Annotated in this window: 21 protein-coding genes and 1 pseudogene; 10 read left to right on the top strand and 12 right to left on the bottom strand. The window is 68.3% G+C overall.

What is annotated here, in order from left to right:
* Window positions 1–5 precede the first annotated feature (5 nt).
* Genes paaG through paaA form a run of 8 tightly spaced genes read right to left on the bottom strand, consistent with a single transcriptional unit; the run spans window position 6 to window position 7,418 of the window.
* A complete protein-coding gene (gene paaG, locus ACTIGJ_RS05090) occupies window positions 6–797 on the bottom strand; it encodes a 2-(1,2-epoxy-1,2-dihydrophenyl)acetyl-CoA isomerase PaaG (RefSeq protein WP_439639203.1) in 792 nt (263 codons plus the stop codon).
* 47 nt (window positions 798–844) lie between these two features.
* Entirely contained in the window at window positions 845–2,881 is a 2,037-nt protein-coding gene (gene paaZ, locus ACTIGJ_RS05085) for a phenylacetic acid degradation bifunctional protein PaaZ (protein ID WP_439639202.1), read from the bottom strand.
* Window positions 2,882–2,921: 40 nt separating this feature from the next.
* A complete protein-coding gene (locus tag ACTIGJ_RS05080; protein WP_439639201.1) occupies window positions 2,922–3,713 on the bottom strand; it encodes an enoyl-CoA hydratase-related protein in 792 nt (263 codons plus the stop codon).
* A 4-nt stretch (window positions 3,714–3,717) separates the two neighbouring features.
* Window positions 3,718–4,794 carry a 1,2-phenylacetyl-CoA epoxidase subunit PaaE gene (gene paaE, locus ACTIGJ_RS05075; RefSeq protein ID WP_439639200.1) on the bottom strand — a complete coding sequence of 359 codons (1,077 nt, stop codon included), beginning with the start codon at window positions 4,792–4,794 and terminating at the stop codon, window positions 3,718–3,720.
* Window positions 4,795–4,831: 37 nt separating this feature from the next.
* The gene (gene paaD / locus ACTIGJ_RS05070; protein WP_439639199.1) at window positions 4,832–5,356 is read right to left on the bottom strand and encodes a 1,2-phenylacetyl-CoA epoxidase subunit PaaD; all 525 of its coding nucleotides are present in this window, start codon (window positions 5,354–5,356) and stop codon (window positions 4,832–4,834) included.
* Between the two features lie 13 nt (window positions 5,357–5,369).
* Window positions 5,370–6,140: a 1,2-phenylacetyl-CoA epoxidase subunit PaaC gene (gene paaC / locus ACTIGJ_RS05065; RefSeq protein ID WP_439639198.1), complete on the bottom strand. Its 771-nt coding sequence runs from the start codon at window positions 6,138–6,140 to the stop codon at window positions 5,370–5,372.
* Window positions 6,137–6,421 (bottom strand): 1,2-phenylacetyl-CoA epoxidase subunit PaaB, encoded by a 285-nt coding sequence (gene paaB, locus ACTIGJ_RS05060; RefSeq protein ID WP_439639197.1) that lies wholly within the window; start codon window positions 6,419–6,421, stop codon window positions 6,137–6,139. Before paaB ends, paaC begins: the two co-directional genes overlap by 4 nt.
* Before the next feature lie 10 nt (window positions 6,422–6,431).
* Entirely contained in the window at window positions 6,432–7,418 is a 987-nt protein-coding gene (paaA, locus tag ACTIGJ_RS05055) for a 1,2-phenylacetyl-CoA epoxidase subunit PaaA (RefSeq protein ID WP_439639196.1), read from the bottom strand.
* A 136-nt stretch (window positions 7,419–7,554) separates the two neighbouring features.
* On the opposite strand from paaA, the gene ACTIGJ_RS05050 reads away from it, so the two are divergent.
* Window positions 7,555–8,466, top strand: a complete 912-nt coding sequence (locus ACTIGJ_RS05050; protein WP_439639195.1) for a PaaX family transcriptional regulator — start codon at window positions 7,555–7,557, stop codon at window positions 8,464–8,466.
* 24 nt (window positions 8,467–8,490) lie between these two features.
* Here ACTIGJ_RS05050 and ACTIGJ_RS05045 read toward each other — a convergent pair whose 3' ends face one another.
* Window positions 8,491–9,387: a LysR family transcriptional regulator gene (locus ACTIGJ_RS05045; RefSeq protein WP_439639194.1), complete on the bottom strand. Its 897-nt coding sequence runs from the start codon at window positions 9,385–9,387 to the stop codon at window positions 8,491–8,493.
* Window positions 9,388–9,490: 103 nt separating this feature from the next.
* Between ACTIGJ_RS05045 and ACTIGJ_RS05040 the strand changes: the two genes are divergently transcribed.
* The 8 genes from ACTIGJ_RS05040 (at window position 9,491) to ACTIGJ_RS05005 (ending at window position 16,801) form a co-directional block, all read left to right on the top strand.
* The gene (locus ACTIGJ_RS05040; protein ID WP_439639193.1) at window positions 9,491–10,213 is read left to right on the top strand and encodes a pirin family protein; all 723 of its coding nucleotides are present in this window, start codon (window positions 9,491–9,493) and stop codon (window positions 10,211–10,213) included.
* 76 nt (window positions 10,214–10,289) lie between these two features.
* Window positions 10,290–10,994, top strand: coding sequence for a hydrolase (locus ACTIGJ_RS05035; protein ID WP_439639192.1), 705 nt, complete (start codon window positions 10,290–10,292; stop codon window positions 10,992–10,994).
* 95 nt (window positions 10,995–11,089) lie between these two features.
* Complete coding sequence (locus ACTIGJ_RS05030) at window positions 11,090–11,359, top strand: XapX domain-containing protein (protein ID WP_439639191.1); 270 nt, start codon at window positions 11,090–11,092, stop codon at window positions 11,357–11,359.
* 107 nt (window positions 11,360–11,466) lie between these two features.
* Window positions 11,467–13,323: an amidohydrolase gene (locus tag ACTIGJ_RS05025; protein ID WP_439639190.1), complete on the top strand. Its 1,857-nt coding sequence runs from the start codon at window positions 11,467–11,469 to the stop codon at window positions 13,321–13,323.
* A gap of 2 nt (window positions 13,324–13,325) precedes the next feature.
* On the top strand, window positions 13,326–14,033 hold the full coding sequence (locus ACTIGJ_RS05020) for a YoaK family protein (RefSeq protein ID WP_439639189.1): 708 nt from the start codon (window positions 13,326–13,328) through the stop codon (window positions 14,031–14,033).
* Window positions 14,030–14,428: a DoxX family protein gene (locus ACTIGJ_RS05015; RefSeq protein ID WP_439639188.1), complete on the top strand. Its 399-nt coding sequence runs from the start codon at window positions 14,030–14,032 to the stop codon at window positions 14,426–14,428. Before ACTIGJ_RS05020 ends, ACTIGJ_RS05015 begins: the two co-directional genes overlap by 4 nt.
* Before the next feature lie 5 nt (window positions 14,429–14,433).
* Entirely contained in the window at window positions 14,434–15,876 is a 1,443-nt protein-coding gene (locus ACTIGJ_RS05010) for an alginate export family protein (RefSeq protein WP_439639418.1), read from the top strand.
* 103 nt (window positions 15,877–15,979) lie between these two features.
* Window positions 15,980–16,801, top strand: a complete 822-nt coding sequence (locus tag ACTIGJ_RS05005) for an alpha/beta fold hydrolase (protein ID WP_439639187.1) — start codon at window positions 15,980–15,982, stop codon at window positions 16,799–16,801.
* Between the two features lie 113 nt (window positions 16,802–16,914).
* On the opposite strand, the gene ACTIGJ_RS05000 is transcribed toward ACTIGJ_RS05005, so the two are convergent.
* Window positions 16,915–17,433, bottom strand: coding sequence for a M23 family metallopeptidase (locus tag ACTIGJ_RS05000; RefSeq protein WP_439639186.1), 519 nt, complete (start codon window positions 17,431–17,433; stop codon window positions 16,915–16,917).
* Window positions 17,434–17,857: 424 nt separating this feature from the next.
* Between ACTIGJ_RS05000 and ACTIGJ_RS04995 the strand changes: the two genes are divergently transcribed.
* Window positions 17,858–21,436, top strand: coding sequence for a choice-of-anchor D domain-containing protein (locus tag ACTIGJ_RS04995; protein WP_439639185.1), 3,579 nt, complete (start codon window positions 17,858–17,860; stop codon window positions 21,434–21,436).
* 170 nt (window positions 21,437–21,606) lie between these two features.
* Here ACTIGJ_RS04995 and ACTIGJ_RS04990 read toward each other — a convergent pair whose 3' ends face one another.
* Both ACTIGJ_RS04990 and ACTIGJ_RS04985 read right to left on the bottom strand, forming a co-directional pair.
* Window positions 21,607–23,727, bottom strand: a complete 2,121-nt coding sequence (locus tag ACTIGJ_RS04990; RefSeq protein WP_439639184.1) for a DUF1302 domain-containing protein — start codon at window positions 23,725–23,727, stop codon at window positions 21,607–21,609.
* A gap of 142 nt (window positions 23,728–23,869) precedes the next feature.
* Window positions 23,870–24,871: pseudogene (locus ACTIGJ_RS04985) on the bottom strand (FAD-dependent monooxygenase); the annotation flags it as partial.
* Between the last annotated feature and the right edge of the window lie 166 nt (window positions 24,872–25,037).

The raw sequence follows: 25,037 nt of genomic DNA, 5'->3' as shown, positions 1-25,037 counted from the left end.
GGCGATCAGCGGCCGGTGAAGCTGGCCGGGCGCTTCTGCAGGAACGCGGCGACGCCTTCCCGGTAGTCGGCGCTGTAGCCGCAGGCGCGCATCGCCTGCGCTTCGCGCTCCAGCGCATCGGCCAGGCTCAGCGTTCCGCTGCCGAGGATCAGCTCCTTGGTCTTGGCCAGACCGAAGGTCGGTGCCGTCGACAGCTGCAGCAGCAGCGCCTCGATCTCGGCGCTGAAGGCGTCGTCATCGACCGCCTTCCAGATCAGCCCCCAGTCGGCCGCCTGGCTCGCGCTCAGCTTGTCGCCGAGCATCGCCAGCCCCATCGCCCGCGCGGTGCCGAGCAGGCGCGGCAGCGCCCAGGTGCCGCCGGTGTCCGGGATCAGGCCGAGCTTGCAGAACGACTGGATGAAGCTCGCCGAGCGCGTCGCGACGACGATATCGCCAGCCAGCGCGATGTTGGCGCCGGCGCCGGCGGCCACGCCGTTGACGGCGACCACCACCGGCTTCGGCAGCCGCCGCAGGCTCAAGACCAGCGGCGCCCACAGCGTTTCCACCGTGTGGCCGAGATCGACCGGCGCGGCATCGGCGCTGACCGCGCGATCGGACAGATCCTGGCCGGCGCAGAAGCCGCGGCCGGCGCCGGTCAGCAGTAGCACCCGCGCGCGGTCATCGGCGGCGACGCGGCTGATCGCATCGCGCAGTTCGCCGTGCATCGCGGCGGTGAAGCTGTTCAGGCGGTCCGGACGATTGAGCGTGATCCGGGCGATGCCGGCATCGAGGCTGTACAGGATGTGGTCGTAGTGCATGGGCGTGCTCCTCCGCGTGTTCTGGTTGTCGTTGTCGCGCCAGCGGCTCAGGCCGCCGCTGGCGCCTTTTCCACCATGGTCAGCACGTCGTAGGTCGCGACGACCTTGCCGTCCTGGTTGGTCACCACCGTATCCCAGCGCACCTCGCCGTAGTGCTCGGTGATGCGCGGATTCTTGCCCTTGCAGGTCAGGGTCACGCTCAGCTCGTCGCCGGGCTTGGCGGGCGTGACGAAGCGCAGGTTGTCGAGGCCGTAGTTGGCCAGCACCGGGCCCGGATCCGGCTGCACGAACAGGCCGGCCGACATCGACAGGATGTAGTAGCCGTGCGCGACCCGGCCGCCGAAGAACGGATTGGCGGCCGCCGCCACCTCGTCCATGTGGGCGTAGAAGGTGTCGCCGGTGAAGGCGGCGAAGTGCTCGATCTCCTCCAGCGTGACCTTGCGCGGGCCGGCCTTGACGGTGTCGCCAAGCTGCAGCTCGTCGAGGTTCTTGCGGAACGGGTGCACGCCTTCCTGGCGCGGGCTGCCAGGCAGCCACTGGCCGGTGATCGCGGCCAGCGTTGCCGGCGAACCCTGCAGCGCCGTGCGCTGCAGGTAGTGCATGACACCGCGGACGCCGCCCATTTCCTCGCCGCCGCCGGCGCGGCCGGGACCGCCGTGGACCAGCACCGGCATCGGCGAGCCGTGGCCGGTCGATTCCTTGGCGCAGTCGCGGTTGACGATCAGCAGCCGCCCGTGATGGCTGGCGGCCCCCAGTACCAGCTCGCGGGCGAAGGCGTTGTCGTAGGTGAACAGCGAACCGACCAGGCTGCCCTCGCCTTTGGCCGCCAGGGCGATGACATCGTCGACGTCGTCGTAGGGCATCAGCGTCGACACCGGGCCGAAGGCTTCGACCTCGTGGACCACGGCCGCGCCGTGCGGGTCCTGGCAGCGCAACAGGATCGGGCCGAGGAACGCGCCCTTGGCCGCGTCGCCGCCAGTGACCGCGACGGTGTCCGGATCGCCGGCTACCAGTTCGGCGACCGTGCGCAGCGTCGCGACCGCCTTGCGCACTTCATCGCGCTGGGCCAGCGAGGCCAGCGCGCCCATGGTCACGCCGTCGACCGAAGGGTCGCCGACCACGACCTTGGCCAGCCGCGCCTTCAGCGCCTCGGCCACGGCGTCGAGTTGCGTGCGCGGCACGAAGGCGCGGCGGATCGCCGTGCACTTCTGGCCGCACTTGGTGGTCATCTCGCGCACCACTTCCTTCACGTACAGATCGAATTCCGGCGTGCCCGGCACGGCATCCGGGCCGAGGATCGAGCAGTTCAGCGAATCCGCTTCCATCGTGAAGCGCACGCTGTTGCGGATGATCACCGGATGCGATTTCAGCTTCTGCCCGGTCGAGGCCGAGCCGGTGAAGGTCACCAGATCCTGGCCGGTCAGATGCTCGAAGGCGTCACCGACCGAGCCGCAGATCAGCTGCAGCGCGCCTTCCGGAAAGATGCCGGAGGCGATCATGTCGCGGAACACGGCTTCGGTCAGGTAGGCCGTCTGCGAGGCCGGCTTGACGATCGCCGGCACGCCGGCCAGCAGGTTCTGGCTGAGCTTTTCCAGCATGCCCCAGACCGGGAAGTTGAAGGCGTTGATGTGCAGCACCGCGCCTTGCAGCGGCGTCATCACATGCTGGCCGACGAAGCTGCCGGTCTTGCCCATCACCTCGGGGCTGCCGTCGACGATGAAGCGCGCGTTCGGCAGTTCGCGGCGGCCCTTGCTGGCGTAGCTGAACAGCGTGCCGAAGCCGCCGTCGATGTCGATCATCGAGTCGACCTTCGAGGCGCCGGTCTTCGCCGAGATCGCATAGTAGCGATCCTTGTGCTCGCTCAAGTAACTGGCCAGCGCCTTCAGCTTCATCGCCCGCTCGTGGAACGTGAGCTTGCGCAAGGCCGGGCCGCCGACCTTGCGGGCGTGAGCCAGCATCGCGGCGAAATTGACGCCCCGGCTCGACACCTGCGCGACCGGCTCGCCGGTCAGTGCGTTCAGCATCACCTCACCACCCTCACCGGCCTGCCACTTGCCGCAGGCATAGCTTTCCAGCTTGTTCATCGCGTCTCTCCTCGTGTTCGGCGGCGCTGATGACGCCGGCTTATCGGTGCTTGAATTCGGGTTTTCGCTTGCTCAGGAAGGCGTCGATGCCCTCGCGCCGGTCTTCGGTGACGAAGGTGGCCTCGAACAGCGCGGCCTCGCGGCGCAGCCCTTCGTCGAGAAAGCTTTCATGCGCCGCATGCACGGCGGCACGCGCCAGCTCGACGATCGGCGCCGAGTAGCCGGCGATGCGCGCGGCGGTCTTCAGCGCTTCCGGCAGCAGTTCGGCCAGCGGCAGCACGCGGGCGACAAGGCCGGCGCGCTCGGCTTCGGCGGCGTCGATCGTGCGTCCGGTCAGCACCATCTCCATCGCCTTGGCCTTGCCGATCGCGCGGACCAGCCGCTGGGTGCCGCCGGAGCCGGGGATCAGGCCGAGGCGGATCTCCGGCTGGCCGAACTGGGCGTTGTCGGCGGCCAGTGCGAAGTCGCACATCATCGCCAGCTCGCAGCCGGCGCCCAGCGCCAGCCCGGCAACGGCGGCGATCACCGGCTTGTGCATTGCGCCGATCTGGGTCCAGGCGCCACGCAGCTGCGGATGGTCGCGCGCGTCCTCCGCCGTCCAGTGCTGCAGCGCGCGGACATCCGCACCGGCGGCGAACACGGTGTCGCTGCCGGTGATGACGATGGCGCCGACCTGCGCATCGGCATCGAGTTCGACCAGCGCCTCGCGCAAGGCTTCGCGCAGTTCCAGCGACAGCGCGTTCATCGCTTGCGGACGGTGCAGGCGCAGCAGCGCCACGCGGCCGTGGCGTTCGCGCAGCAGCAGCGGCTCGGCTTCGGCAGGCTGGGTCATGGCCTCAGGTTTCCTGGTCGAAGTCGAGCGTCACCGCATCGCTGACCGGGAAGCTCTGGCAGCTCAGGATGAAGCCGCGCGCCAGTTCGTAGTCTTCCAGCGCGAACTGGTTGTCGAGTTCCACCTCGCCATCCAGCCGCTTGCAGCGGCAAGTGCCGCAGACGCCGCCCTTGCAGGCGTACGGCAGTTCGATGCCGCTGGCCAGCGCTGCGTCGAGCAGCGACGGGCCGTTCTTCGCTGCCGTGAACTGACGGCTCAGGCCGTCGTGGATCACCGTGATCTGGCAGCCGGCGCTGCCCTTGATCGCCGGCCGGCGGTCGCGTCGCGCAGCACCGTTCATCGCGGTGCCGAACAGTTCCAGCTTGATGTCGGCCTTCGCCACGCCGTTGGCGATCAGGCTGTCGCGCACCTGTTCCATCATCAGCTGCGGGCCGCAGATGTAGGCGATGTCGATGTCGGCCGGATTCACCCAGCTGCGCAGCAGCGCCTCGCACTTGCCGGCGTCGATGCGGCCGTTGAACAGGTCGATGTCCTGCTGCTCGCGGCTCAGGATGAACACCACGTTGAAGCGGCTGAGGTAGCGGTCCTTCAGGTCGGCCAGCTCGTCCTTGAAGATCACGCTTGACGACGCGCGGTTGCCGTAGACCAGCGTGAAGCGGCTCAGCGGCTCGGCCAGCAGCGTGGTCTTGATCAGCGACAGGATCGGCGTGATGCCGCTGCCGGCCGCGAAGGCGACGTGGTGGCGGGCACGCTGCGGCGCCAGCGGCACGTTGAAATGGCCGGCAGGCTCCATCACGTCGAGCACGATGCCGGGCTTCAGCTGCTCGAAGGCCCAGGACGAGAACAGGCCGTCGTCGACGCGCTTGATCGCCACCCGCAGGGTCTGCTCCTGCGCTGCCGAGCAGATCGAGTACGAACGCCGCACCTCCTCGCCGCCGATGTCGGCGCGCAGGGTCAGGTGCTGGCCGGCCTCGTAGCGGTAGGCCGCGCGGTGCTCCGGTGGCACCTCGAAGGTGACCACCACGGCGTCGCGGGTTTCCGCGCGCACCGATGCCACGTTCAACGGATGGAACCTGCTCATGCCGCCTCTCTCCTGCGGTGTGCCGTGGCGTGCACGCTCAATGGCACTTGAAATAGTCGAACGGCTCGCGGCAGGCCGTGCAGCGGTACAGGCTCTTGCACGGCGTGGAGCCGGACGGGCTCAGCACCTCGGTGCGCGTCGAGCCGCAGCGCGGACAGGCGACGACCGGGGCCGGCGCCGCGCGGCGCAGCCGGCTCAGGTCGACGGCATGTTCGTTCGCCGCCCGCCCGACCGGCGGCGCGATGCCGTAGTCGCGCAGCTTCCGCCGGCCTTCGTCGCTGAGCCAGTCGGTGGTCCAGGCTGGCGACAGCCGGGTTTCGATGCGCGCATCGGCGAGGCCGCGCGCGGCCAGCGCCGCGCGGATCTGCTCGGCGATCACTTCGGTCGCCGGGCAGCCGGAATAGGTCGGCGTCACGGTGACCACCAGTTGCTCGCCGTCGTAGCGGGTGTCGCGGACGATGCCGAGATCGGTGATCGAGATCACCGGAATCTCAGGGTCCGGCACCTCGGCCAGCCAGGCCCGGATCTGCGCCAGCGACGGCAGGGCGACGGCGGTGCTCATCGCGCGCCGCCGCCTACCAGCGCGCGCCGGGATGGCTGCGCGGCAGCACCTGCATCTCGGCCAGCAGCCGGCTCAGGTGCTCGCCGTGCAGACCCTGCTTGCCGCCCTTGGGCGTCCAGCCGCTGTCCTTCGGCAGGCGCAGCGTCGCCTCAGCCAGCACCTCGCGGACATAGGCCAGCCACTCGTCGCGCAGGCTGGCGGGATCGAAGCCGATCCCGGCCGCCGTCATTTCAGCGTCGACGGCATCGCCGATGAACAGCTCGTGGTGGTAGGGCCAGAGGCGCTCGAACGCGGCCTGCAACAGCGCATGGCTGCGCTCGGTGCCGTCGCCGAGACGCACCACCAGATCGCTGCTGCGACGCAGGTGATAGCTGGCTTCCTTGATCGCCTTCTCGGCGATCGCGGCGATCGCGGCATCGCTGGAGGCCAGCAGCCGGCGCAGCGCCAGCGACGACCAGGCATCGAACAGGAACTGCCGGGCCAGCGTGTCGGCGTAAGCGCCGTTCGGCTGCTCGACCAGCAGCAGGTTGCGGAACCCGCAGTCGTCGCGCAGGTAGGCCAGCGTGTCCTCGTCGGCGCCATCGCCGATCGCCTCGGCGGCGAGCGACAGCCACAGCCGCGCCTGGCCGAGCAGGTCGAGCGCGGTGTTGGTCAGCGCCATGTCCTCTTCCAGCGCCGGGCCCTTGCCGCACCATTCGCTGAGCCGCTGGCTGAGGATCAGCGCGTTGTCGCCGAAGCGCAGCAGGTAGTCGGTGCGCGCTGCATCCGTGCGGGTCGCGGTCACAGGCCTTTGACCTCGTCGGGCATCGGGAAGAAGGTCGGGTGCCGGTAGACCTTGCTCTGGGCTGGATCAAACAGCTCGCCCTTGTCGTCCGGGCTGCTGGCGGTGATGTCGACCGACTTCACCACCCAGATGCTGGTGCCTTCGTTGCGCCGCGTGTAGACATCGCGGGCGTTGTTGATCGCCATCGTCGCGTCCGGCGCATGCAGGCTGCCGACGTGGCGGTGCGCCAGCCCGTGCTGGCTGCGGATGAATACTTCCCACAGCGGCCACTCGTTCTTCATCGTGCGTTCCTCAGGCGGCCTTGGTGGCGGCGCGCTGCACCTGTTTGTCCGCATGCGCGACCAGCGCCTCGCGGAACCATTCGCCGTCGTCCCAGGCCTGGCGGCGGGTCTCCAGGCGCTCGCGGTTGCAGGGGCCGTTGCCCTTGACCACGGCATAGAACTCGTCCCAGTCGATGGCGCCGTAGTCGTAGTGACCGCGCTCGGCGTTCCACTTGAGATCGGCATCGGGAATCGTCAGGCCGAGGTGCTCGGCCTGCGGCACGGTCTGGTCGACCATCTTCTGGCGCAGCTCGTCGTTGGTGAACAGCTTGATCTTCCAGGCCTGCGACTGGGCGCTGTGCACCGAGTCGCCGTCGGGCGGGCCGAACATCATTAAGGAGGGCCACCACCAGCGATTGAGCGCGTCCTGGGCCATCGCCTTCTGGGCCGGCGTGCCGCGGCACAGCGCCAGCATCAGGTCGTAGCCCTGGCGCATGTGGAAGGCTTCTTCCTTGCAGACCCGGATCATCGCCCGCGCGTACGGGCCGTAGCTGCATCGGCACAGCGGGATCTGATTCATGATCGCCGCGCCGTCGACCAGCCAGCCGATCGCGCCGACATCCGCCCAGGTCAGGGTCGGGTAGTTGAAGATCGACGAGTACTTGGCGCGGCCGGCATGCAGGTCGTCGACCATCTGGTCGCGGCTGATGCCCAGCGTTTCCGCCGCCGAATACAGGTACAGGCCGTGGCCGGCCTCGTCCTGCACCTTGGCCAGCAGGATGGCCTTGCGCTTGAGGCTCGGCGCCCGGGTGATCCAGTTGCCTTCCGGCAGCTGGCCAACGATTTCCGAATGCGCGTGCTGGCTGATCTGGCGGATCAGCGTCTTGCGGTAGCGCTCCGGCATCCAGTCCTGCGGCTCGATGCGGATGCCGTCATCGATGCGCTGCTGGAAGCGCGCTTCACGGGCATCGAGGGCTTGGGCGTCGGGCGAACCGGTGTCGACCATCTGGGCGTACATGGCAGGGCTTCCGCGAGAATGTGCAGCGATTATTTGATACGAATATTTTTATGTCAACAAAGATTTTGTATCGCTTTTACGGTCCCGTAGAGTGCCCGCGCACGCCGACCGCCGGCGCACCGCTCCCGAATGCCGCATGACCATCAACGCCTGGTTCGAGCAGTACCTTCAAGACGAAGCGCCGAAATCGAAATCGCTGATCGTCACCGTGCTTGGCGACACCGTGCTGCCGGGCACCACCGGCGTCTGGCTCAGCGAGCTGATCGCGCTGATGGCGCCGTTCGGGCTCAGCGAGCGGCTGGTCCGCACCAGTTGCTTCCGGCTGACCGAGGAAGGCTGGCTGAGCACCCGCCGCGAAGGCCGCCGCAGCCATTACTCGCTGACGCCGCTTGGCCGCCGGCGCATCGAGCTGGCCTACCCGCGCATCTACACGCCAGCTGCAAGCGGCTGGGACGGCCAGTGGACGCTGGTGGTCATCCCGCGCAGCGCCGACAGCGTGCCGAACCGCCTCGACCTGCGCCGCGAGCTGGAATGGGAAGGCTTCGCGCCGCTGACCGCCGGCGTGATGATCCATCCGGACCCGAAGACCGAAGTGCTGCAGCAGCTGCTTGGCGACCTCGGCCTCGCCGACCGGGTGCTGGTGCTGCGCGCCGCCGGGCCGTTGGCGCTGGCCGGCAGCGTCGATCCGGCGGCGATGATCCAGTTCTGGACATTGGACGAGGTTCGCGACCGATACCGCCGGTTCCTCGACCGCTTCCGCGCGCTGCACCAGCAGCTCGGCCGCACGGCGCTGCGCCCGCAGCAGGCCTACCAGATCCAGACGCTGCTGATCCACGCGTTCCGCCGCACCACGCTGCACGATCCGCGGCTGCCGGCCGCGCTGCTGCCCGGCGACTGGCCCGGACGGGCCGCGTTCGAGCTGTGCCAGCGCCTGTATGCGATCACCAGCCCGCTGGCGCTCGACTACCTGTCGGAGGTCTGCCGCTGGCGCGAGATCGATGTCGACGTGGCCGCCGCCGCCCAGCGCATCGGCGCCCGCTTCCGCTGACCCGGCGGTCGCCGCCGGCCGCCGCTACTTGCGCGCCACCGGCACATGGCGGTGGAAGCACTCCACCGCCGCCTGCGCCGCCGGCCCGGCCAGTTCCGGGCGTACGGTGACCAGGTACAGCTCCATGTTGCGTTCGCCGCCGACCGCCAGCGGCAAGGGCTGCGCGCTGCCCTCGCGCAGCGCATCGGCCAACAGGTGTTCGGGCAGCCAGGCATAGCCGAGGCCGGCCTTCACGGTCGCCAGCGAGGCCTCGATGCTGCTGACCGTGCAGCGCCGGTCGGCCCCCAGCCAGCCTTCGTTGCGCGGCCGCTTCTGGCCGGAATCGCGGACCACCACCTGGACGTGGCGGGCCAGGTGGCTGGTGGTCAGCGGCACTTCGACCTCGAACAGCGGATGGCGAGGCGCGGCGACGGCGATGAAGCGGATGTCCATCAGGAAGCTGCCGAGAAAGCCCGGCGGCACCCGGCTGGTGACCACCACGTCGGCGGCGGCGTCCTCGATGGCCTGCTCGGCGCCGGACAGCACGGCGTCGGACAGCTGCATCTGGGTGCTCGGACACAGCTGCTGCAGCTCGGCGACGATGGCCAGCAGCAGGCTGCGCGGAAACGCCACGTCGACCACCAGCCGCAGCTCCGGCTCCCAGCCCTGCTTGAGCTTGCCGGCCAGCCGTTCCAGGGTTTCAAGATCGCGCAACAGCGGTCGGGCACGCTGCAGCAGCACCCGGCCGTGTTCGGTCAGCACCGCCTTGCGGCCTTCGACGACCAGCAGCGGCACGTCGAGCGCTTCCTGCAGCCGGGCCAGCGCGTAGCTGACCGCTGGCTGGCTCTTGTTGAGCAGGGCGGCCGCCTGCGCGTAGCCGCCCTGGTCGATCACGGCGGCCAGCACGGCCCATTGGTCCAGCGAGGTTCGGAGCGTGGCCATATCGCAGACTCATCAATTAAGCGGATTGATTGGATCGGATAATCGAGCTTTTTTATCAGAATCACGACGCCTACAGTGCCCTCACACCCACTGGAGACGCGCCATGAACCAGATCCGCCTCAGCAGCGACCGCGGCCATGCCAACCACGGCTGGCTCGATTCCCATCACAGCTTTTCGTTCGGCAGCTACTTCGATCCGGAGCACATCGAATACGGCCCGCTGCGGGTCATCAACGAAGACCGCGTGCAGCCCGGCAACGGCTTCGGCACGCACGGCCACCGCGACATGGAAATCATCAGCTACGTGCTGGCCGGCGAGCTGGCGCACCGCGATTCGCTGGGCAACGGTTCGGTGATCCGCCCCGGCGACGTGCAGCGGATGAGCGCCGGCACGGGTGTGCGCCACAGCGAGTTCAACCCCTCGCAGACCGAGCCGGTGCATTTCCTGCAGATCTGGATCCAGCCGAGCGAGACCGGCATCGCGCCGAGCTACGAGGAAAAGCGCTTCGACGACGCTGACAAGCGCGGCCGCCTGCGCCTGATCGCCTCGCCCGACGCCGCCGACGGCTCGGTGCTGATCCACCAGGACGCCCGCCTGTACGCCGGCCTGCTGGACGGCGCTGAAAGCGTACGGCTGGCACTGGCCACCGGCCGCCGCGCCTATGTGCATGTGGCGCGCGGTGCGCTGCAGGTCAACGGCGTGGCGCTCGGCACCGGCGATGCGCTGAAGCTCGCCGCGACCGGCGAACTGCGCCTCGACCACGGCCGCGACGCCGAAGTGCTGGTCTTCGACCTGCCCGGCGACGCGCCGTCCCGCCCGAACTGAGCTCTTACGCCGCACCGTTGCCCCACCCGCTGTACCGCCCTGTCGCCGTCATCACCCACTTCATCGGAGCCCTGCCATGTCCCGCAAAAGCCCTCTCGCCAAGCGTTCGGAAAAAGGTCTGCTGACCCCGGACAACTGCGTCCTCGCCATGATCGATCTGCAGCCGCAGATGCTGTTCGGCGTATCCAGCCACGATCGCCAGACGATCATCAACAACAACGTGCTGCTGGCCAAGGCCGCGCAGGTGTTCGGCATTCCGGTGGTGCTGTCGACCGTCGAAAGCAAGGCGTTCAGCGGCAACACCTGGCCGCAGCTGCTGGCGGCGCTGCCCGGCGTCGAGCCGATCGAACGCACGTCGATGAATTCCTGGGATGACGACGGCTTCGTCGCCGCCATCGAGAAGACCGGCCGCAAGAAGATCGTGCTGACCGGCCTGTGGACCGAAACCTGCGTCGCGCTGCCAACCATCCAGGCGATCCACGACGGCTACGAGGTCTATGTCGCCGAAGACTGCTGCGGCGACGTCAGCCTGCTGGCGCACGACAACGCGATGAAGCGCGTCTACCAGGCCGGCGCCAAGCCGGTGACGGCGCTGTCGACCCTGCTCGAATGGCAGCGCGACTGGGCGCAGCGCGACACCTACGACGCCGTGATGGACATCGTGAAGACCCATAGCGGCGCCTATGGCGTCGGCGTCGAATACGCCTACACGATGGTGCATGGCGTGCCGCCGACCGTGCTGGCGCCGTACCAGGTGCCGGCGCCGGCCGCCCACGACTGACACGGCCTGCCGCCGAACGGTCGCGCCGCCGCCTGCGGCGCCGCCGTTCGGCAACACCGACGAGGTTTCGAACACCGCTGTCCGGAGATGCCGCCATGAAGATGTATCTGCTGTCGCTGGGCGCTGGCCTGCTGGTCGGCGCGATCTACGGCCTGATGAACGTCCGCTCGCCGGCGCCGCCGGTGATCGCCCTGATCGGCCTGATGGGCATCCTGCTCGGCGAGCAGGCGGTGCCGCTGGTCAAGCAGGTGCTGGCCCGCGAGCCGGTGACGGTGAGCTGGGTCCGCAAGCAATGCCGGGATCATGTCTTCGGCGAACTGCCGGCGGCGCCGAAAGCCGATGCCGCCTCCCGGCGGCCGACATGAACCCCACCGATCACGATCGCCGCCGTGCCCTGCAGGGGGTCGCCGGATGGGCGGCCAGCACCTGGCTCGGCACCGCCACCGCACAGTCGAAGCCCGGAGAATCCCGCATGAAAGACAGCCCCAGCCTGATCATCCGCAACGCCCGGATCACCACCCTGGACCGCCAGAATCCGCAGGCTGCGGCGCTGGCGGTGGCCGATGGCCGCTTCGTCGCCGTCGGCAGCAACGATGAAGTGATGAAGCTGGCTGGCGCCGGCACCCAGGTCATCGACGCCGGCAAGCGCCGGCTGATTCCCGGCCTGATCGATTCGCACATCCACGTCATCCGCGGCGGCCTGAACTACAACCTGGAACTGCGCTGGGACGGCGTGCCGTCGCTGGCCGATGCGATGCGGATGCTGCGCGAGCAGGTGGCGCGCACGCCGGCACCGCAGTGGATCCGGGTGGTCGGCGGCTTCAGCGAATGGCAGTTCGCCGAGCGCCGCCTGCCGACGCTCGATGAGCTGAACGCCGCCGCGCCCGACACGCCGGTGTTCATCCTGCATCTCTACGACCGGGCGCTGCTCAACGCCGCCGCGCTGCGCGCCGCCGGCTACAGCCGCGACACGCCGAACCCGCCGGGTGGCTGGATCGTCAAGGATCATCGCGGCGAGCCGACCGGCCTGCTGCTGGCCGAGCCGAACGCGCTGCTGCTGTATTCGGCGCTCGCCAAGGGCCCGAAGCTGCCGCCCGAATACCAGAAGAATTCGACGCGCCACTTCATGCGCGAGCTGAACCGGCTGGGCGTCACCAGCGTCGTCGATGCCGGCGGCGGCTTCCAGAATTATCCGGACGATTACCAGGTCATCGAAGACCTGCACGCCTCCGGCGAGCTGACCCTGCGCATCGCCTACAACCTGTTCACCCAGAAGCCGAAGGAGGAAGTCGCCGACTTCAAGAAGTGGGCGACGCTGGTCAAGCCCGGTCAGGGCGATGCGATGTACCGCCACAACGGTGCCGGCGAGATGCTGGTGTTCTCGGCGGCCGATTTCGAGGACTTCCGCCAGCCGCGCCCGGAGCTGCCGGCCGGCATGGAGAACGATCTCGAAGCGGTGGTCCGCGTGCTGGTCGGCAACCGTTGGCCGTTCCGCCTGCATGCCACTTATGACGAATCGATTGGCCGCGCATTGGACGTGTTCGAGAAGGTCAACGCCGACATCCCGTTCAACGGCCTGCACTGGTTCTTCGACCACGCCGAAACGGTCAGCGACCGCAACCTGGATCGCATCGCCCGGCTCGGTGGCGGCGTGGCGATCCAGCACCGGATGTCGTACCAGGGCGAATATTTCATCGAGCGCTACGGCGCCAAGGCCGTCGAACGCACGCCGCCGTTCAAGCGGATGCTGGAGATGGGCGTCCAGGTCGGCGCCGGCACCGATGCCACCCGCGTCGCCAGCTACGATCCCTGGAACGTGCTGTGGTGGCTGACCACCGGCAAGACGGTCGGCGGCACGCGGATGTATCCGCCGGCCAACCTCCTCGATCGCGAAACGGCGCTGCGGCTGTACACCCAGGCCAATGCCTGGTTCTCCAGCGAGGACGGTGCCAAGGGCCAGATCAAGGTCGGCCAGCTGGCAGATTTAGCGCTGCTGTCGGCCGACTACTTCAGCGTGCCGGAAGGCGAGATCCGCAACCTGGTGTCGGTGCTGACCGTGGTCGGCGGCAAGCCGGTCCATGCCGATGACGAGTTCCGGCCGCTGGCGCCGGACCTGCCGCCGGCGATGCCGGACTGGTCGCCGGTCAACTTCGGCAGCCGCTACTACAAGCCCGATCGGCAGGCCACGCATGCGCTGGCACAGGCGAGCTGCGGCTGCGCGTCGAGCTGTGGCGTCCACGGCCATGCCCATGGCCGTGCCCATACCACTGCGACCGACGACCAGAACGGCTTCTGGGGCGCGCTCGGCTGCTCCTGCTGGGCATTCTGATCATGACCGACCCTTCCTCCCCGATCGCCCGGGCCAGCGCCGTCGCACCGCTGCTGAGCTTCGTCGCCGGCTATGTCGACACCGTCGGCTTCATCGCCCTGTTCGGCCTGTTCACGGCCCACGTCACCGGCAACTTCGTGCTGATCGGCGCCTCGTTCGTGCACGGCGCCGACGGCGGCGTGATCGCCAAGCTGCTGGCGCTGCCGGTGTTCATCGTCGCCGTGGCGCTGACCACCGCCTTCGTCCGCCATCGCGAACGCCGGCAGCGGCCGACGCTGTCGCCGGTGCTGTGGGCGCAGATCGCGCTGCTCGGCGGCTTCGTCGGCGTGGCGCTGCTGGCCGCGCCGCTCGATGCGGCCAATGCGCCGGGCGCGGTGTTCGCCGGCCTGCTCGGCGTGGCAGCGATGGGCGTGCAGAACGCCGCTTCGCGGCTGGTGTTCACCAGCCTGTCGCCGACCACGGTGATGACCGGCAACGTCACCCAGGTGGTGATCGACAGCGTCGACCTGCTGCGTGGCGGCAGCACCGATAGCCGGGCCAGCAGCCGCGCCCGGATCGGCAAGATGTGGCCACCGGTGCTGGCGTTCGCGATCGGCGCGGCCGCCGGCGCGGTGATCTACGGCCGGCTCGGCATCACCGGCCTGCTGCTGCCGATGCTGGCGCTGGCATTGGTGTCGCGCCTGGCACGGCCGGCCGGAGCGGCGCCATGAACCGCGCCGCCTACGCCGTCGCCCGCGCCGGACTGTGCCTGGCCTACGTCTACAGCGGTATCGCCAAGCTGCTGGACTTCCCCGCCGCCATCGCCGAGCAGCAGCACTTCGGCCTGAACCCGCCGGCCCTGTTCGCCGCCGCAACCATCGCCGTGCAGCTCGGCGGCTCGGTGCTGGTGCTGTTCGGCCACGGCCGCTGGCGGACGCTCGGTGCGCTGCTGCTGGCCGGCTTCACGGTGCTGGCGACGCTGATCGGCCACCCGTTCTGGGCGATGACCGGCAGCGAGCGCTTCCACAACCTCAACGCCTTTCTCGAACACACCGGGCTGGTGGGCGGCCTCCTGATCGTGGCGCTGCTGGCCGCACCGGCGCGCGCCGGCCACGGCCGGGCGTGAAGGCCATGCGCCGCCGGCTTGCCGCCCTGCTGGTCCTGGCTGGCGCCGCTGGCGACGCGGCGGCGGTTGATCCGGCGACCTCGGTGCTGTCGGAATACACCAATGCCGCCGCGCCGGACCCGCATCCGCCGCCGTACACGCTGCTGCGCTTCAACGAGCGCTACGACCAGCTGGCCGATCCGGCACAGCGCCGCGACTGGGCTGACCCGGCCAAGTACATCGCGCTGGATGCGGCCGATCCGGCGCGCTACTTGAGCTTCGGCGGCGAGCTGCGGCTGCGCTACGAGCGCTTCGACAACGCCGATTTCGGCACCGGTGACGGCCGGCCCGATCCGGCCTACCTGCTGCAGCGCATCGCCGTGCACGCCGATCTGCACCTCGACCGGCTGCGGCTGTTTGCGCAGGCGCTGTCGGCGTTGCAGTTCGGCGATCGCGACGAGGCCTCGCCGATCAACCAGAACCCGCTGGACCTGCAGCAGGCCTTCGTCGACTACCGGGCCGGCGATACCGCGCCGGAAGGCCGCTGGCTGATCGCCCGAGCCGGCCGCTTCGGCCTCAACCTCGGTGCCGGCCGGCTGGTGGCGACCCGTGCCGCGCCGAACGTGCCGTACAAGTTTGATGGCCTGCAGCTGATCGCCGCCGACGCCAGCGCCCGCCTGTACGGCTTCCTGCTGCGGCCGGCGCAGGAGTCGCGGCGCGCGCTCGACGGCCAGAACGACGGCCGCAATCTCTGGGGCCTGTATGCATCGTTCCCGACCGGCTGGCGGCTGCCGGCGACGCTGGATCTCTACTACCTCGGCACGGACGACGAGCAGCGCCGCTACGCCCGAGGCCGCGCGGCCGAGCAGCGCCACAGCCTTGGCGCGCGGCTGTCCGGCAGCCACGGCGGCTGGCAGTACGACTGGGAGCCGATCCTGCAGTTCGGCCGTTTCGGCGATCAGGACATCCTGGCCTGGACCCTGGCCACCGACACCGGCTACCGCTTCGCCCGCCTGCCGTGGCAGCCCCGCCTCGGCCTCAAGGCCGACTACGCCAGCGGCGACCGGCGCGGCCCGGGCGGGCGGCTCGGCAGCTTCAACCCGCTGTACTTCAAGGCCGGCTATTTCAACGATGCCGCGCTGATCCGCCCGACCAACATCGCCGATCTGCATCCGTCGCTGCAGCTGGCACCGACGACGGCGCTGACCGCGACCTTGGCCGTCGACCTGCTGTGGCGCGCCACCACCCGGGACGGTGTCTACGGGCCGGCCGGCGATCTGCTGCTGCCGGCCGCCCGCAGCGGCTCGCGGCAGATCGGCACCAGCGCCGAGGCGGCGCTGAACTGGAAGGCCGGCCGCCACTGGGTGTGGACGCTGTCCTACGTGCACCTGTTCGCCAGCGACGCCGTGCAGGCCGCCGGCGGACGAGACGTTGATTTCCTCGGCAGCTGGGCCAGCTTCACCTGGTGAGCCGCCGCGATGCCCGACCCGATTCCGTCGTTGTCCCCGAAGTTCCGGCCGCAGCCCGCAGCCACCTGATCCGACCCACAGCGCAATGCCCAGGAGATACCCCATGAGCTTCATCAAGACCCGAGACGGTACCCAGATCTTTTACAAGGACTGGGGCAGCGGCCAGCCCATCGTGTTCAGCCACGGCTGGCCGCTGAGCGGCGACGCCTGGGACGCGCAGATGCTGTTCCTCGGCCAGCACGGCTACCGGGTGATCGCCCATGACCGGCGCAGCCATGGCCGCTCCGACCAGACCTGGCAGGGCAACGACATGGACACCTATGCCGACGATCTAGCGACCCTGCTCGACACGCTGGACCTGCAGCAGGCGGTGCTGGTCGGCCATTCCACCGGCGGCGGCGAAGTGGCGCACACCATTGGCCGGCACGGCAGCCGCCGGATCGCCAAGGCTGTGCTGATCGGCGCGGTGCCGCCGCTGATGCTGAAGACCGCCGGCAATCCCGACGGCGTGCCGATGCAGGTGTTCGACGACATCCGCAAGGGCGTGGTCGACAACCGCGCGCAGTTCTTCAAGGACCTGACGATGCCGTTCTACGGCTACAACCGGCCGGGCGCGAAGGTGTCGGAAGCGGTGCGCGACGCGTTCTGGCTGCAGGGCATGCAGGGCGGCATCAAGGGCCAGTACGACTGCATCCGGGAGTTTTCGGAAGTGGACTACACCGAGGACCTGAAGAAGATTGACGTGCCGACGCTGATCATCCACGGCGATGACGACCAGATCGTGCCGATCGCCACCTCGGCCCTGATGGCCGCCAGGCTGGTGCCCAAGGCCACGCTGAAGGTCTACGAAGGCGCATCGCACGGCCTGGCCACCACCCACGCCGACCGCCTGAACGCCGACCTGCTGGCGTTCATCCGGGGCTGAGTCCGCAAACGCGGCCGGGCGCTGACGTGGCCGAGGTCACGCCGGCGCCCGGTGCGGCGCGCTCCGCAAGACGCGGTGGCGCGGCTACCCGTTCGCCGCCAGTGGCCGCGCGATCAGCGCATGGTCAGCAGGTAGTCGGGCGCGAAGGCCATGGTGAGCCGCAGCGGGTCGACCGGCTTGCCGTTGGCCAGCACTTCGAAATGCAGGTGCGCGCCGGTGGCGCGGCCGGTGGCGCCGACGAAGCCGATCAGGGTGCCGGCCCGGACGATCGAGCCTGCCTTGAGCCCGGGCATGAACTTCAGCAGATGGCCATACACCGCCTGCACGCCGTGGCCGTGATCGATGCGTACCTGGTTGCCATAGAACGGGCGATTGCCGAGCGCAGTGACCACGCCATCCTGCGCCGCCCGCACCGGCGTGCCGATGGCCGCCACGTAGTCGACGCCGTAATGGAAGCCTTCCTTCTTCTTGACCGGATGCATGCGGGTGCCAAATCGCGAGCTGATGTGCAGCTGGCTCAACGGCGAGCGCAGCGAGGCGACGTACTCCAGCGCTGTCATCGGCCGTTCGCGCGGCCTCTCGACCACCAGCGACTGCACCGGCTTCGGAGCCGGCGGCACTGCGAACAGCACGGCCCTGCGCCGAGGCAGGGTCGCCGCTTGGCGGTGACCACGGTCTCCGCCGTTGGCGTCGCGGACTGGCGCAGGCTGCTGACGGCCGCCGATGCCTGACAGGCGGCGATCAGCAGCACACCAATCGCAAGGCGCCACGACACCGCGCGCCGCGCCGTCAGGCAGACCTGCTCAAAGCTTCTGGATTGCGCTCGCACAAGGCTGTCTCCTCAGCACCTGCCGAACGAAAGCCGGTCGCTGACATCGCGCCGGGTCGCCTGCCGGACGCACCAGGACGCTGATACCCGGCCTGCCCCACCCGGCCAGCGGCCCATGCGCCGCTGGCTTCCTGCTTTTCCCGAACCCGCCCGGACGGCCGAAATGCCGCTTCCGGCGCGGGCTTGCGCATGCGGAACTAGGACCCCCTAACCACGCGGCAATCGCCGTGAACATCCGTACGCTCCGCAAACTTTTTGATGGGGCGTGGCCGATTTCGGCGGCGAATCCCGTCTTGATAGGGAACACGGCACATCGCGACAGGCCCGCAACGGCCGGCAGACCGTGCGGACGACCCACAGGCATTGGCGATCAGGGCCACCGAGAGGAAGAGACACGGGCCATGACACGGAACACCCGACACTGGAGCAGCAGCACCCGCATCACCGCCACGGATACCCGCGCGCGGGGCGGCGCCGATACCGTCCCCGAAGCTGCCGCCGGGCCCGTGACACGGACGCCAGCTGCGAGCGTGACGGCACATCTGCGCCGCCATGCCCATCGACCGTCGAAAGCTGCGGCCGCTGCTTGGTGGGGAGCCGAGAAGTACCAGAAGCGCAGATGGCATCCGGGCTTTGCGTGGGTCCGGTGGCGCTCCCACTGGCCATCCGCCCAACCGTCTGCCTTTGAACCCGCCGTTGACGAACCCGCGAGCGAATCCATGAATCTCAAAACCAATCCCTTGCTGCGCCTGATCACGGCGGCGGTGCTGCTGGCGGCCTCGTCGTCGGCGATGGCGCAGGGCGGCACCTCTAACTTGAAGTTTCAATTTGTATCTGCAACCGCGACCAATACCTCGGGAACAAATTGCCCTCCTACGAATCCCTGCACTTTGCAATCCGTACTCGGGCAGAGCGGTAGCAGAACTCATGGGCCTGTTGGCAGGGCCAATACTGCAAATGCATATCTTGTGGCAGCCGGCACCTACAAGGTAGCCGCCAGCTTCCTTGGTAACTTTGGACTTGCACTGTTCTATGGCGGCTTTCCGGCCGACTTTGCGGGCGTGGGTGGCCAAACTGACCAATTGCTCCCCGTCACGCTCGCCGCCCGCGACCTGAAGAACAACGTCACCGTGCTGAGCGGCGATTTGAACGACAACGGCGTCGTCGATGCCGGGGATGCCGCCTCGGTGCTCACGTTCACGTCGCACGGTCAGTACTCGGTGTTTGATGGCTTCCACATCGAAGGCGCCACCGAATCGGCGGTGAAGGTGGTGGGCAGCGCCCCCCCGTACGGCTCACCCACGCTGCGCAACCTGGTGATCCGTGGCAATGCCGGCACCGGGCTGCACCTTTTGGACGGCACGTCCAGCCTCAGCAACGTGCTCATTCACGGCAACGGCGGCACCGGCCTGGTGGTGGAAGGCGGCAATCCCACCGCCACCAATCTCACGATCGCCAGCAACGGCAAGGCCAACACGGCCGTCGGCGGCCTGAGTTGCACCGGCACGGGCGAAAGCTGTGGCACCTACCGCAACACCATCATCTGGGGCAACACCGGCGACGACGTGAAGGTGTCGTCGGACACCAGCGTGCTGCCCAACCCCAGCTTCGCCCACTCGCTGATCCAGGGCTGCAAACTCGGCGACACCTGGAACTCGGCGTGCGGCGTGGATGGCAGCAACAACCTGACCGATGCCGACCCCCAGTTTGTCGATGCCCCGCTCTGCACCGCGGTCCCCAACGTTGTGGGCAACTACCGCCTGCAAACCGGCAGCCCTGCGCTCGACGTCGGCGACAACACCGCCACGACCCAGCCCAAGGATCTCGACGGGCGCGACCGCGTTCAGGCCAGCACCATCGACCTCGGCGCCTATGAGGGCGGCGTGGTCGTACCGCCGGTCGAAGGCGCTTGCGGCACCGCCGATGGCGAGGCCACCGCCACGGCGCCGACGAGCTGTTCGCTGTGCGAAACAGGCACCGCCAGCGCCGTCACCGGCAGCGATGGTGCCTGGGGCTGGAGCTGCACCGGCACGGCCAGCAGCAGCGACAGCGGCAGCAGCAGCCCCGCGACCTGCTCGGCGCCGTACGCGGGCCAGACGATCACGCTGACCGCCAGCCCCACGACGATCACCGTCGGTGGCGATGGCAGCACCGTGACCGGTTCCAGCACCTCCGGCGTGAAGCCGGAGCTGACCAGCACCTCGACCGACGTCTGCTCGGTGAGCCCGACGGCCGGCGCGCCGATGGCCACGACGGTGACCGCCACCGGCCTGAAGGGCGGTACCTGCACGGTCAAGGCGACGCTGGCCGGCACCGGGGATACCGGCGAGTTCCGGTATCTGGCCGCCGCCGACGAATCCGTCAGCATCACGGTCGCCAAGGGCGCGCAGACCATCACCGCGTTCGCGGCGGCGAAGTCGCCGCTGAAGGTCGGGGAAATGACCACGCTGTCGGCCACCGGCGGGCCGTCGGGCAACGCGGTGGAGTTCCAGGTGATCGACGCCGAAAACTGCTTCGTCAGCGGCAACATGGTCACCGCGCTGGCGGCCGGCAGCTGCGCCGTACAGGCCAATCAGGTCGGCAATGACAGCTATGAGGCGGCCACGGCCAAGACGCTGCGCATCACCATCAACAAGGCCGCCCAGCTGATCAGCGGCTTCTCGGCCAATCCGGCGTCGATCAAGGTCGGCGGCATGACCACCCTGTCGGCCTCCGGCGGTGCGTCGGGCAATGCGGTGAGCTTCCGCACTACCACCGGCGATGTCTGCTCGGTCAGCGGGGCAATCGTCACCGGGCTGTCGGCCGGCAACTGTGCGCTGATCGCCAGCCAGGCTGGCAACAGCGATTTCGATGCTGCGGACGAGGTGTCGCTGACCGTGCCGGTGGCCAAGGCGGCCCAGCTGATCAGCGGCTTTGCGGTGACGCCGTCGAGCCTGAAGGTCGGCCAGAGCGGCAACCTGTCGGCTTCCGGCGGTGCGTCCGGCAATGCGGTGACGTTTGCCAGCACCACGCCGAGTGTCTGCACAGTGGCCGGCAGCACGGTGACGGCCAACGCCGTCGGCAGCTGCACGGTCACCGCCAGCCAGGCTGGCAGTGACCGCTTCGACGCCGCCGAAACCGTGTCGCTGACCTTGGCTGTCGAAGCTGCCGTGGTCGAAGGCGGTCCGACGCTGTCGCTGGACATGAACGATCTGGACTTCGGCACCGGCTACCTGCTGCGCTTCCGCGACATCGGGGTCGAAACCACCAGCGAGCCGGAAGTGGTGACGCTGTCCAACACCGGCACCGCGCCGCTTTCCATCAGCAGCATCGTCACCACCGGCGATTTCCGCCACACCACCACTTGCGGCAGCACGGTGGCACCGGGGTCACGCTGCACGATCTCGATCGTGTTCTCGCCGAAGGCCGTCGGCACCCGCACCGGCGAAACCCGGATCGTCAGCAATGCCGTCACCAGCCCGGACCGCATCAGCCTGTCCGGCACCGGCAAGGGGCTGAAGCCGGCGATGAAGACCAATGTCAGCCGCTTCGACTTCGGCCGGGTCAAGGTGGGTGCCGCGAGCCGCGAGCAGACGCTGGTGATCACCAGCACCGGCTCCGGCCCGCTGGAGATCCGCAGCATCCGGGTCAGCGGTGATTACAGCGGCAGCCACAACTGCCCGCGTTTCCTCGATGCCGGCAAGTCCTGCCAGGTCACCGGCAGCTTCAAGCCGAAAGCCACCGGCACCCGCCCCGGCAGCGTGTCGATCCTGACCAGTGTCAGCAACACCGCCACCGAGGTGTCCCTCACCGGTACCGGCTTCTAAGCCACTCGATCACGGCAGCGCGGCACGGCTGCCGAAAACTTCAAAGCCCCCGGCGTCTTGTGATGCCGGGGGCTTTTTGCTGGTCGATGCCGAACCGCCGGCCGCTACCGCAGCCACCAGGCCGACGCACATCGGCATCGAGTGAGGAGACAGCGGTTCAAGCGTCCGTATCAGAACGAGTAGGCGATGCTGACTTGGACGTTGTCACGGTCGCGCAACGCGTTATCCGCGCCGTCGAAGTACTGATAGAACAGCGTGCCTTCGATGTTCTGCGTGAAGAAGATCTGCGCGCCAATCTGCGCCATCCGGTTGCCGGCAACATAGTTCTGCATCGGAAACGGCGCGATGCCCTGGATGTCCTCGAACCAGATCACCGTCGGCTTCACGATCACCCCGGCGTCGAAGACATTGTTGTAGGTCATCTGCGCGAAGCCACGCAGGCCCCAGGCAAAGCTGCCGGCAAATCCGCGTGTCTGCTGCGTCGGGTTCAGACGCAGCGTGGTCTGCGGTCCGGGTCCCGTCCCATCGGCGCCCGGCCCGGGATGTGTGCCTTCGGCGGTGCCCTGGAAGTAGAGGTCTTTCGGCATGCCGATCACATGCGTGAATCCCGCCTCGACGAGGAAGGTGATTTCATCGGCCCCCAGTTGTCCAGGCAGGGTCTTCAGCGCATTGACCACCAGCTGACCGACCTTGAGCCGTTCCCAGCCGCGCACGAATTCGCCAGGCTGGAACTCGTTGCCGTTGGCGAGGGTTCGTCCCCGATGCGTCGAGATGTAATCCGGGATGAAGGTGCGGGCGCCGGGAATCGTGGTGCCGAGGAGCCCCGGCAAGGCACTGGCCAGTACCGGTGTGTCCTGGATCGGAAAGGCCTGCTGGGCACCGGCAAACAGCACGTCGCTGACCGCCAGCTGGGCTGGCAGGTTGGGCCGAAATGCGTATTCGCCCGACAGCGCCCAACCGCCGACCGTCGCGTTGAAGCTGGCGCCGATCATCACGATATGGCTGGGATAGTCGAGCACGGCGCGTTCGGTATCGACCGGGATCGGCTCGGTGCTCAGGCCGGGCGCAGCTTGAAGCCGGCCGTTGAAGATGCCTGTCGCATTGCTGCAGGCCAGCGTCGCCGCTGCGAAATTGCCCGGCACCGCCGCGCGCCGCATGCACGACTGCTGCGATTCGATCACCGAAAAGTACGGCAGCCGGCTGTTGTAGCGGGCGAAGTAGAGACCGTACTGCGTCCCGCCCAGCAGGTCCTCCGCGAAGCCGTTCAGCTGGACGCCGAACTGGCCGTGATGGCGGCCCGACTGCTCGCTGACAGGCACGCGCCGTGTCGACGAGGTCAGCAGTGATACCGGAAACGGCGCCTCGTAAAGACCGTCCGGATCTTCCGCGAACTGGCCCGGGGCGGCCTCGATGTAGCTGCCGCCGATCACGTCATTCGACGAGAAATAGGTGCCCTGAGGCTCGGGCCGGGTGCGATTCCAGCGCAGCTGGTAGAACGCGGTCGCGCTGAGGTTTTCGATCAGATCGACGGAGACCAGCGCGAGATTCGTCGGCACGGCCAGTTCGTTGACCGCGAGACCCGGCTGGCGTCCGAGTACGGCGTCCTGCGGATTGATGACATCCAGCGTGTTCAGCGGATGCAGGTTCGACTCGCCCCAGCGCAGACGCTGGGCGCCGATCGACACCGATACCCCATGTTCGAGCAGCTCGCTTCGATACTGGATGAAGGCTTCCCGGAACTCGCCACGCAGGCCGACCCGGTCGTTGATCTCATCGCTGCGCCGGGTGCGCGCAGGCTGCAGCAGCGTGCTGTTGTGGGTTTCCTGAAAGTGGTCGTTGACCGCATCGAAAAAGCCGATGTAGCTCACCTTGACCAGCCAGTCATTCCAGTTCGCGGTCAGCGCGGTATTGAACTTGGTCAGGCCGTAGATCGGGTCCCCGCGCCGGTAGTTCATGTTGCCGTCGTCGAAGGCGTGGCCGGAATAGGCGCCGCGGGCATCGATCAGCCGCTGGTTCGGTGCCGGATCACCCGACAGCGACAGGCAATCGTCGGCCTGGCACAGCGTCTGCTGACCGGGCACGTTGAGCTTGCCAAGCAGCGATGCGTCCTGGCCTTCGACGCGAACGCCGGTCGCCGCCGTAACCGTGGTCTTCACGCTGCCTTTCAACTCGCTCCATTCGAACTCCACCGCATGCGCGGGCACTGCAACGGTCAGCAGTGCCGTGAGCACCGTCGAAGTGCGAAGCAGCCGTTTCCCCGGGCGCAGCCGCGCCCCTGCCTTGATCGACATTGAGATCTCCTCCAGCGATGACGCGGCTTCAGGCCCCGCGCGGGCTCAGGTGAATGGCCTCAGCGACCGCCGACAACCGGGCCAGCACGCCCGCCACGCCGCAGCTCGGGCCGAAGCTCGCCGTGCAGCGCGATGAGATGATTCATTGCCTGCGGGCTCTGGCGATCAGCGCCAGCGACTCGCGGACGACGCGATCTGCTTCAACGACAGGGCCGTCATGCAGAACGGTCCGATCAGGCCGTACGACGGCACACCATCCGTAGGGGGCAGCACCCGGCACGAGTCGATTGTCGAGATCCTCGAACGCGCCCTGCTCGCGGTGCAGCCGGTCCCCGCGCGGGCAGAAGTGGACGACCTTGCCGTGGCGCTCCGACCAGGCAGCGAGGATCTCCGGCGACAGCATCGCGTGCGGGTCCCGCCCGAAACCGACCAGACACAGCCCGTCACCGAGTGCGTCGTCACTGAGCACGATGTCGCCGGACGGCCCGCGGACCAGCCCCTGCGGGAGTTGGGCGCCACGGCGCATCTGCACCCGACCCTCCACGAACAAGCCTCGTGGGAATTCGTTCTTCGGCTTGACGCCGAGTTCATCGAGGAAGGCGCGAACCATCGGCAGCTTGCGCAACAGCGCCATGGTCCCGTGAATGAGGATGGCCGCCGCCCGGTTGCGCGGCATCACCAGATGCCCCATCAGCTTGGCGAGGCGGATCATCTTCGTGGCGTGTGGCCGACGCTCGCGATCGTAGGAGTCGAGAATCTCCGGGGCGGCCTGCTGCTGCGTCACCGCCGCCAGCTTCCAGGCGAGATTGGCGGCATCGCGCAGGCCGGCAACGAGGCCCTGTCCGACGAAGGGCGGCGTGATATGCGCGGCATCGCCAACGAGGAATACCCGGCCGACGCTGTAGCGTTCGCACGAGCGCGCATGGAAGCGGTACACCGCCTTGCGCTCGATCTTCAGCTCGCCAGCTCGGGCCCAGGGCGCCAGCAGCGTGGCGATGGTCTCGTCCTTTTCCATCTGCTCGCGGGTCTCGCCCGGCTGCAGCATGAACTCCCAGCGGATGCGCCCACCGGGCGCGACCATATGCGGCGTCGGCCGGCGTGAGTCGCAGATGAATTCGATGTGATCGAAATGACCGGGGATGTTGCCGCCGACTGAAAGTTGACCAGTTAACGAGGGTTTCGCCGACCGAAAATTGACCAGGGTGTTCGACCTAGCCTGCTGGCCTTGAAGGCCTGAACCGCCCCGGTTTTCCCGGAGGCCATTTCGATTGAGTCACGCCGCGATGGCGAGCTCTTGGGTTTGTGAATAG

Origin of the sequence: Nevskia sp. (genome assembly GCF_051860985.1) — a bacterium.
Lineage (GTDB): Bacteria > Pseudomonadota > Gammaproteobacteria > Nevskiales > Nevskiaceae > Nevskia.
The sequence above is the reverse complement of the archived record's forward strand: the minus strand, read 5'-3'. Positions and strand labels throughout refer to the sequence as shown.

Coding starts and splice junctions, on each gene's coding strand:
- paaZ (WP_439639202.1), bottom strand. CDS start 2,881: ATGAACAAGCTGGAAAGCTATGCCTGCGGCAAGTGGCAGGCCGGTGAG.
- ACTIGJ_RS05040 (WP_439639193.1), top strand. CDS start 9,491: ATGAACCAGATCCGCCTCAGCAGCGACCGCGGCCATGCCAACCACGGC.
- paaD (WP_439639199.1), bottom strand. CDS start 5,356: ATGAGCACCGCCGTCGCCCTGCCGTCGCTGGCGCAGATCCGGGCCTGG.
- ACTIGJ_RS05050 (WP_439639195.1), top strand. CDS start 7,555: ATGACCATCAACGCCTGGTTCGAGCAGTACCTTCAAGACGAAGCGCCG.
- ACTIGJ_RS05030 (WP_439639191.1), top strand. CDS start 11,090: ATGAAGATGTATCTGCTGTCGCTGGGCGCTGGCCTGCTGGTCGGCGCG.
- paaA (WP_439639196.1), bottom strand. CDS start 7,418: ATGTACGCCCAGATGGTCGACACCGGTTCGCCCGACGCCCAAGCCCTC.
- paaB (WP_439639197.1), bottom strand. CDS start 6,421: ATGAAGAACGAGTGGCCGCTGTGGGAAGTATTCATCCGCAGCCAGCAC.
- paaG (WP_439639203.1), bottom strand. CDS start 797: ATGCACTACGACCACATCCTGTACAGCCTCGATGCCGGCATCGCCCGG.
- ACTIGJ_RS04990 (WP_439639184.1), bottom strand. CDS start 23,727: ATGTCGATCAAGGCAGGGGCGCGGCTGCGCCCGGGGAAACGGCTGCTT.
- ACTIGJ_RS05020 (WP_439639189.1), top strand. CDS start 13,326: ATGACCGACCCTTCCTCCCCGATCGCCCGGGCCAGCGCCGTCGCACCG.
- ACTIGJ_RS05045 (WP_439639194.1), bottom strand. CDS start 9,387: ATGGCCACGCTCCGAACCTCGCTGGACCAATGGGCCGTGCTGGCCGCC.
- ACTIGJ_RS05035 (WP_439639192.1), top strand. CDS start 10,290: ATGTCCCGCAAAAGCCCTCTCGCCAAGCGTTCGGAAAAAGGTCTGCTG.
- ACTIGJ_RS05025 (WP_439639190.1), top strand. CDS start 11,467: ATGAAAGACAGCCCCAGCCTGATCATCCGCAACGCCCGGATCACCACC.
- paaE (WP_439639200.1), bottom strand. CDS start 4,794: ATGAGCAGGTTCCATCCGTTGAACGTGGCATCGGTGCGCGCGGAAACC.
- ACTIGJ_RS05015 (WP_439639188.1), top strand. CDS start 14,030: ATGAACCGCGCCGCCTACGCCGTCGCCCGCGCCGGACTGTGCCTGGCC.
- ACTIGJ_RS05080 (WP_439639201.1), bottom strand. CDS start 3,713: ATGACCCAGCCTGCCGAAGCCGAGCCGCTGCTGCTGCGCGAACGCCAC.
- ACTIGJ_RS05005 (WP_439639187.1), top strand. CDS start 15,980: ATGAGCTTCATCAAGACCCGAGACGGTACCCAGATCTTTTACAAGGAC.
- ACTIGJ_RS05010 (WP_439639418.1), top strand. CDS start 14,434: ATGCGCCGCCGGCTTGCCGCCCTGCTGGTCCTGGCTGGCGCCGCTGGC.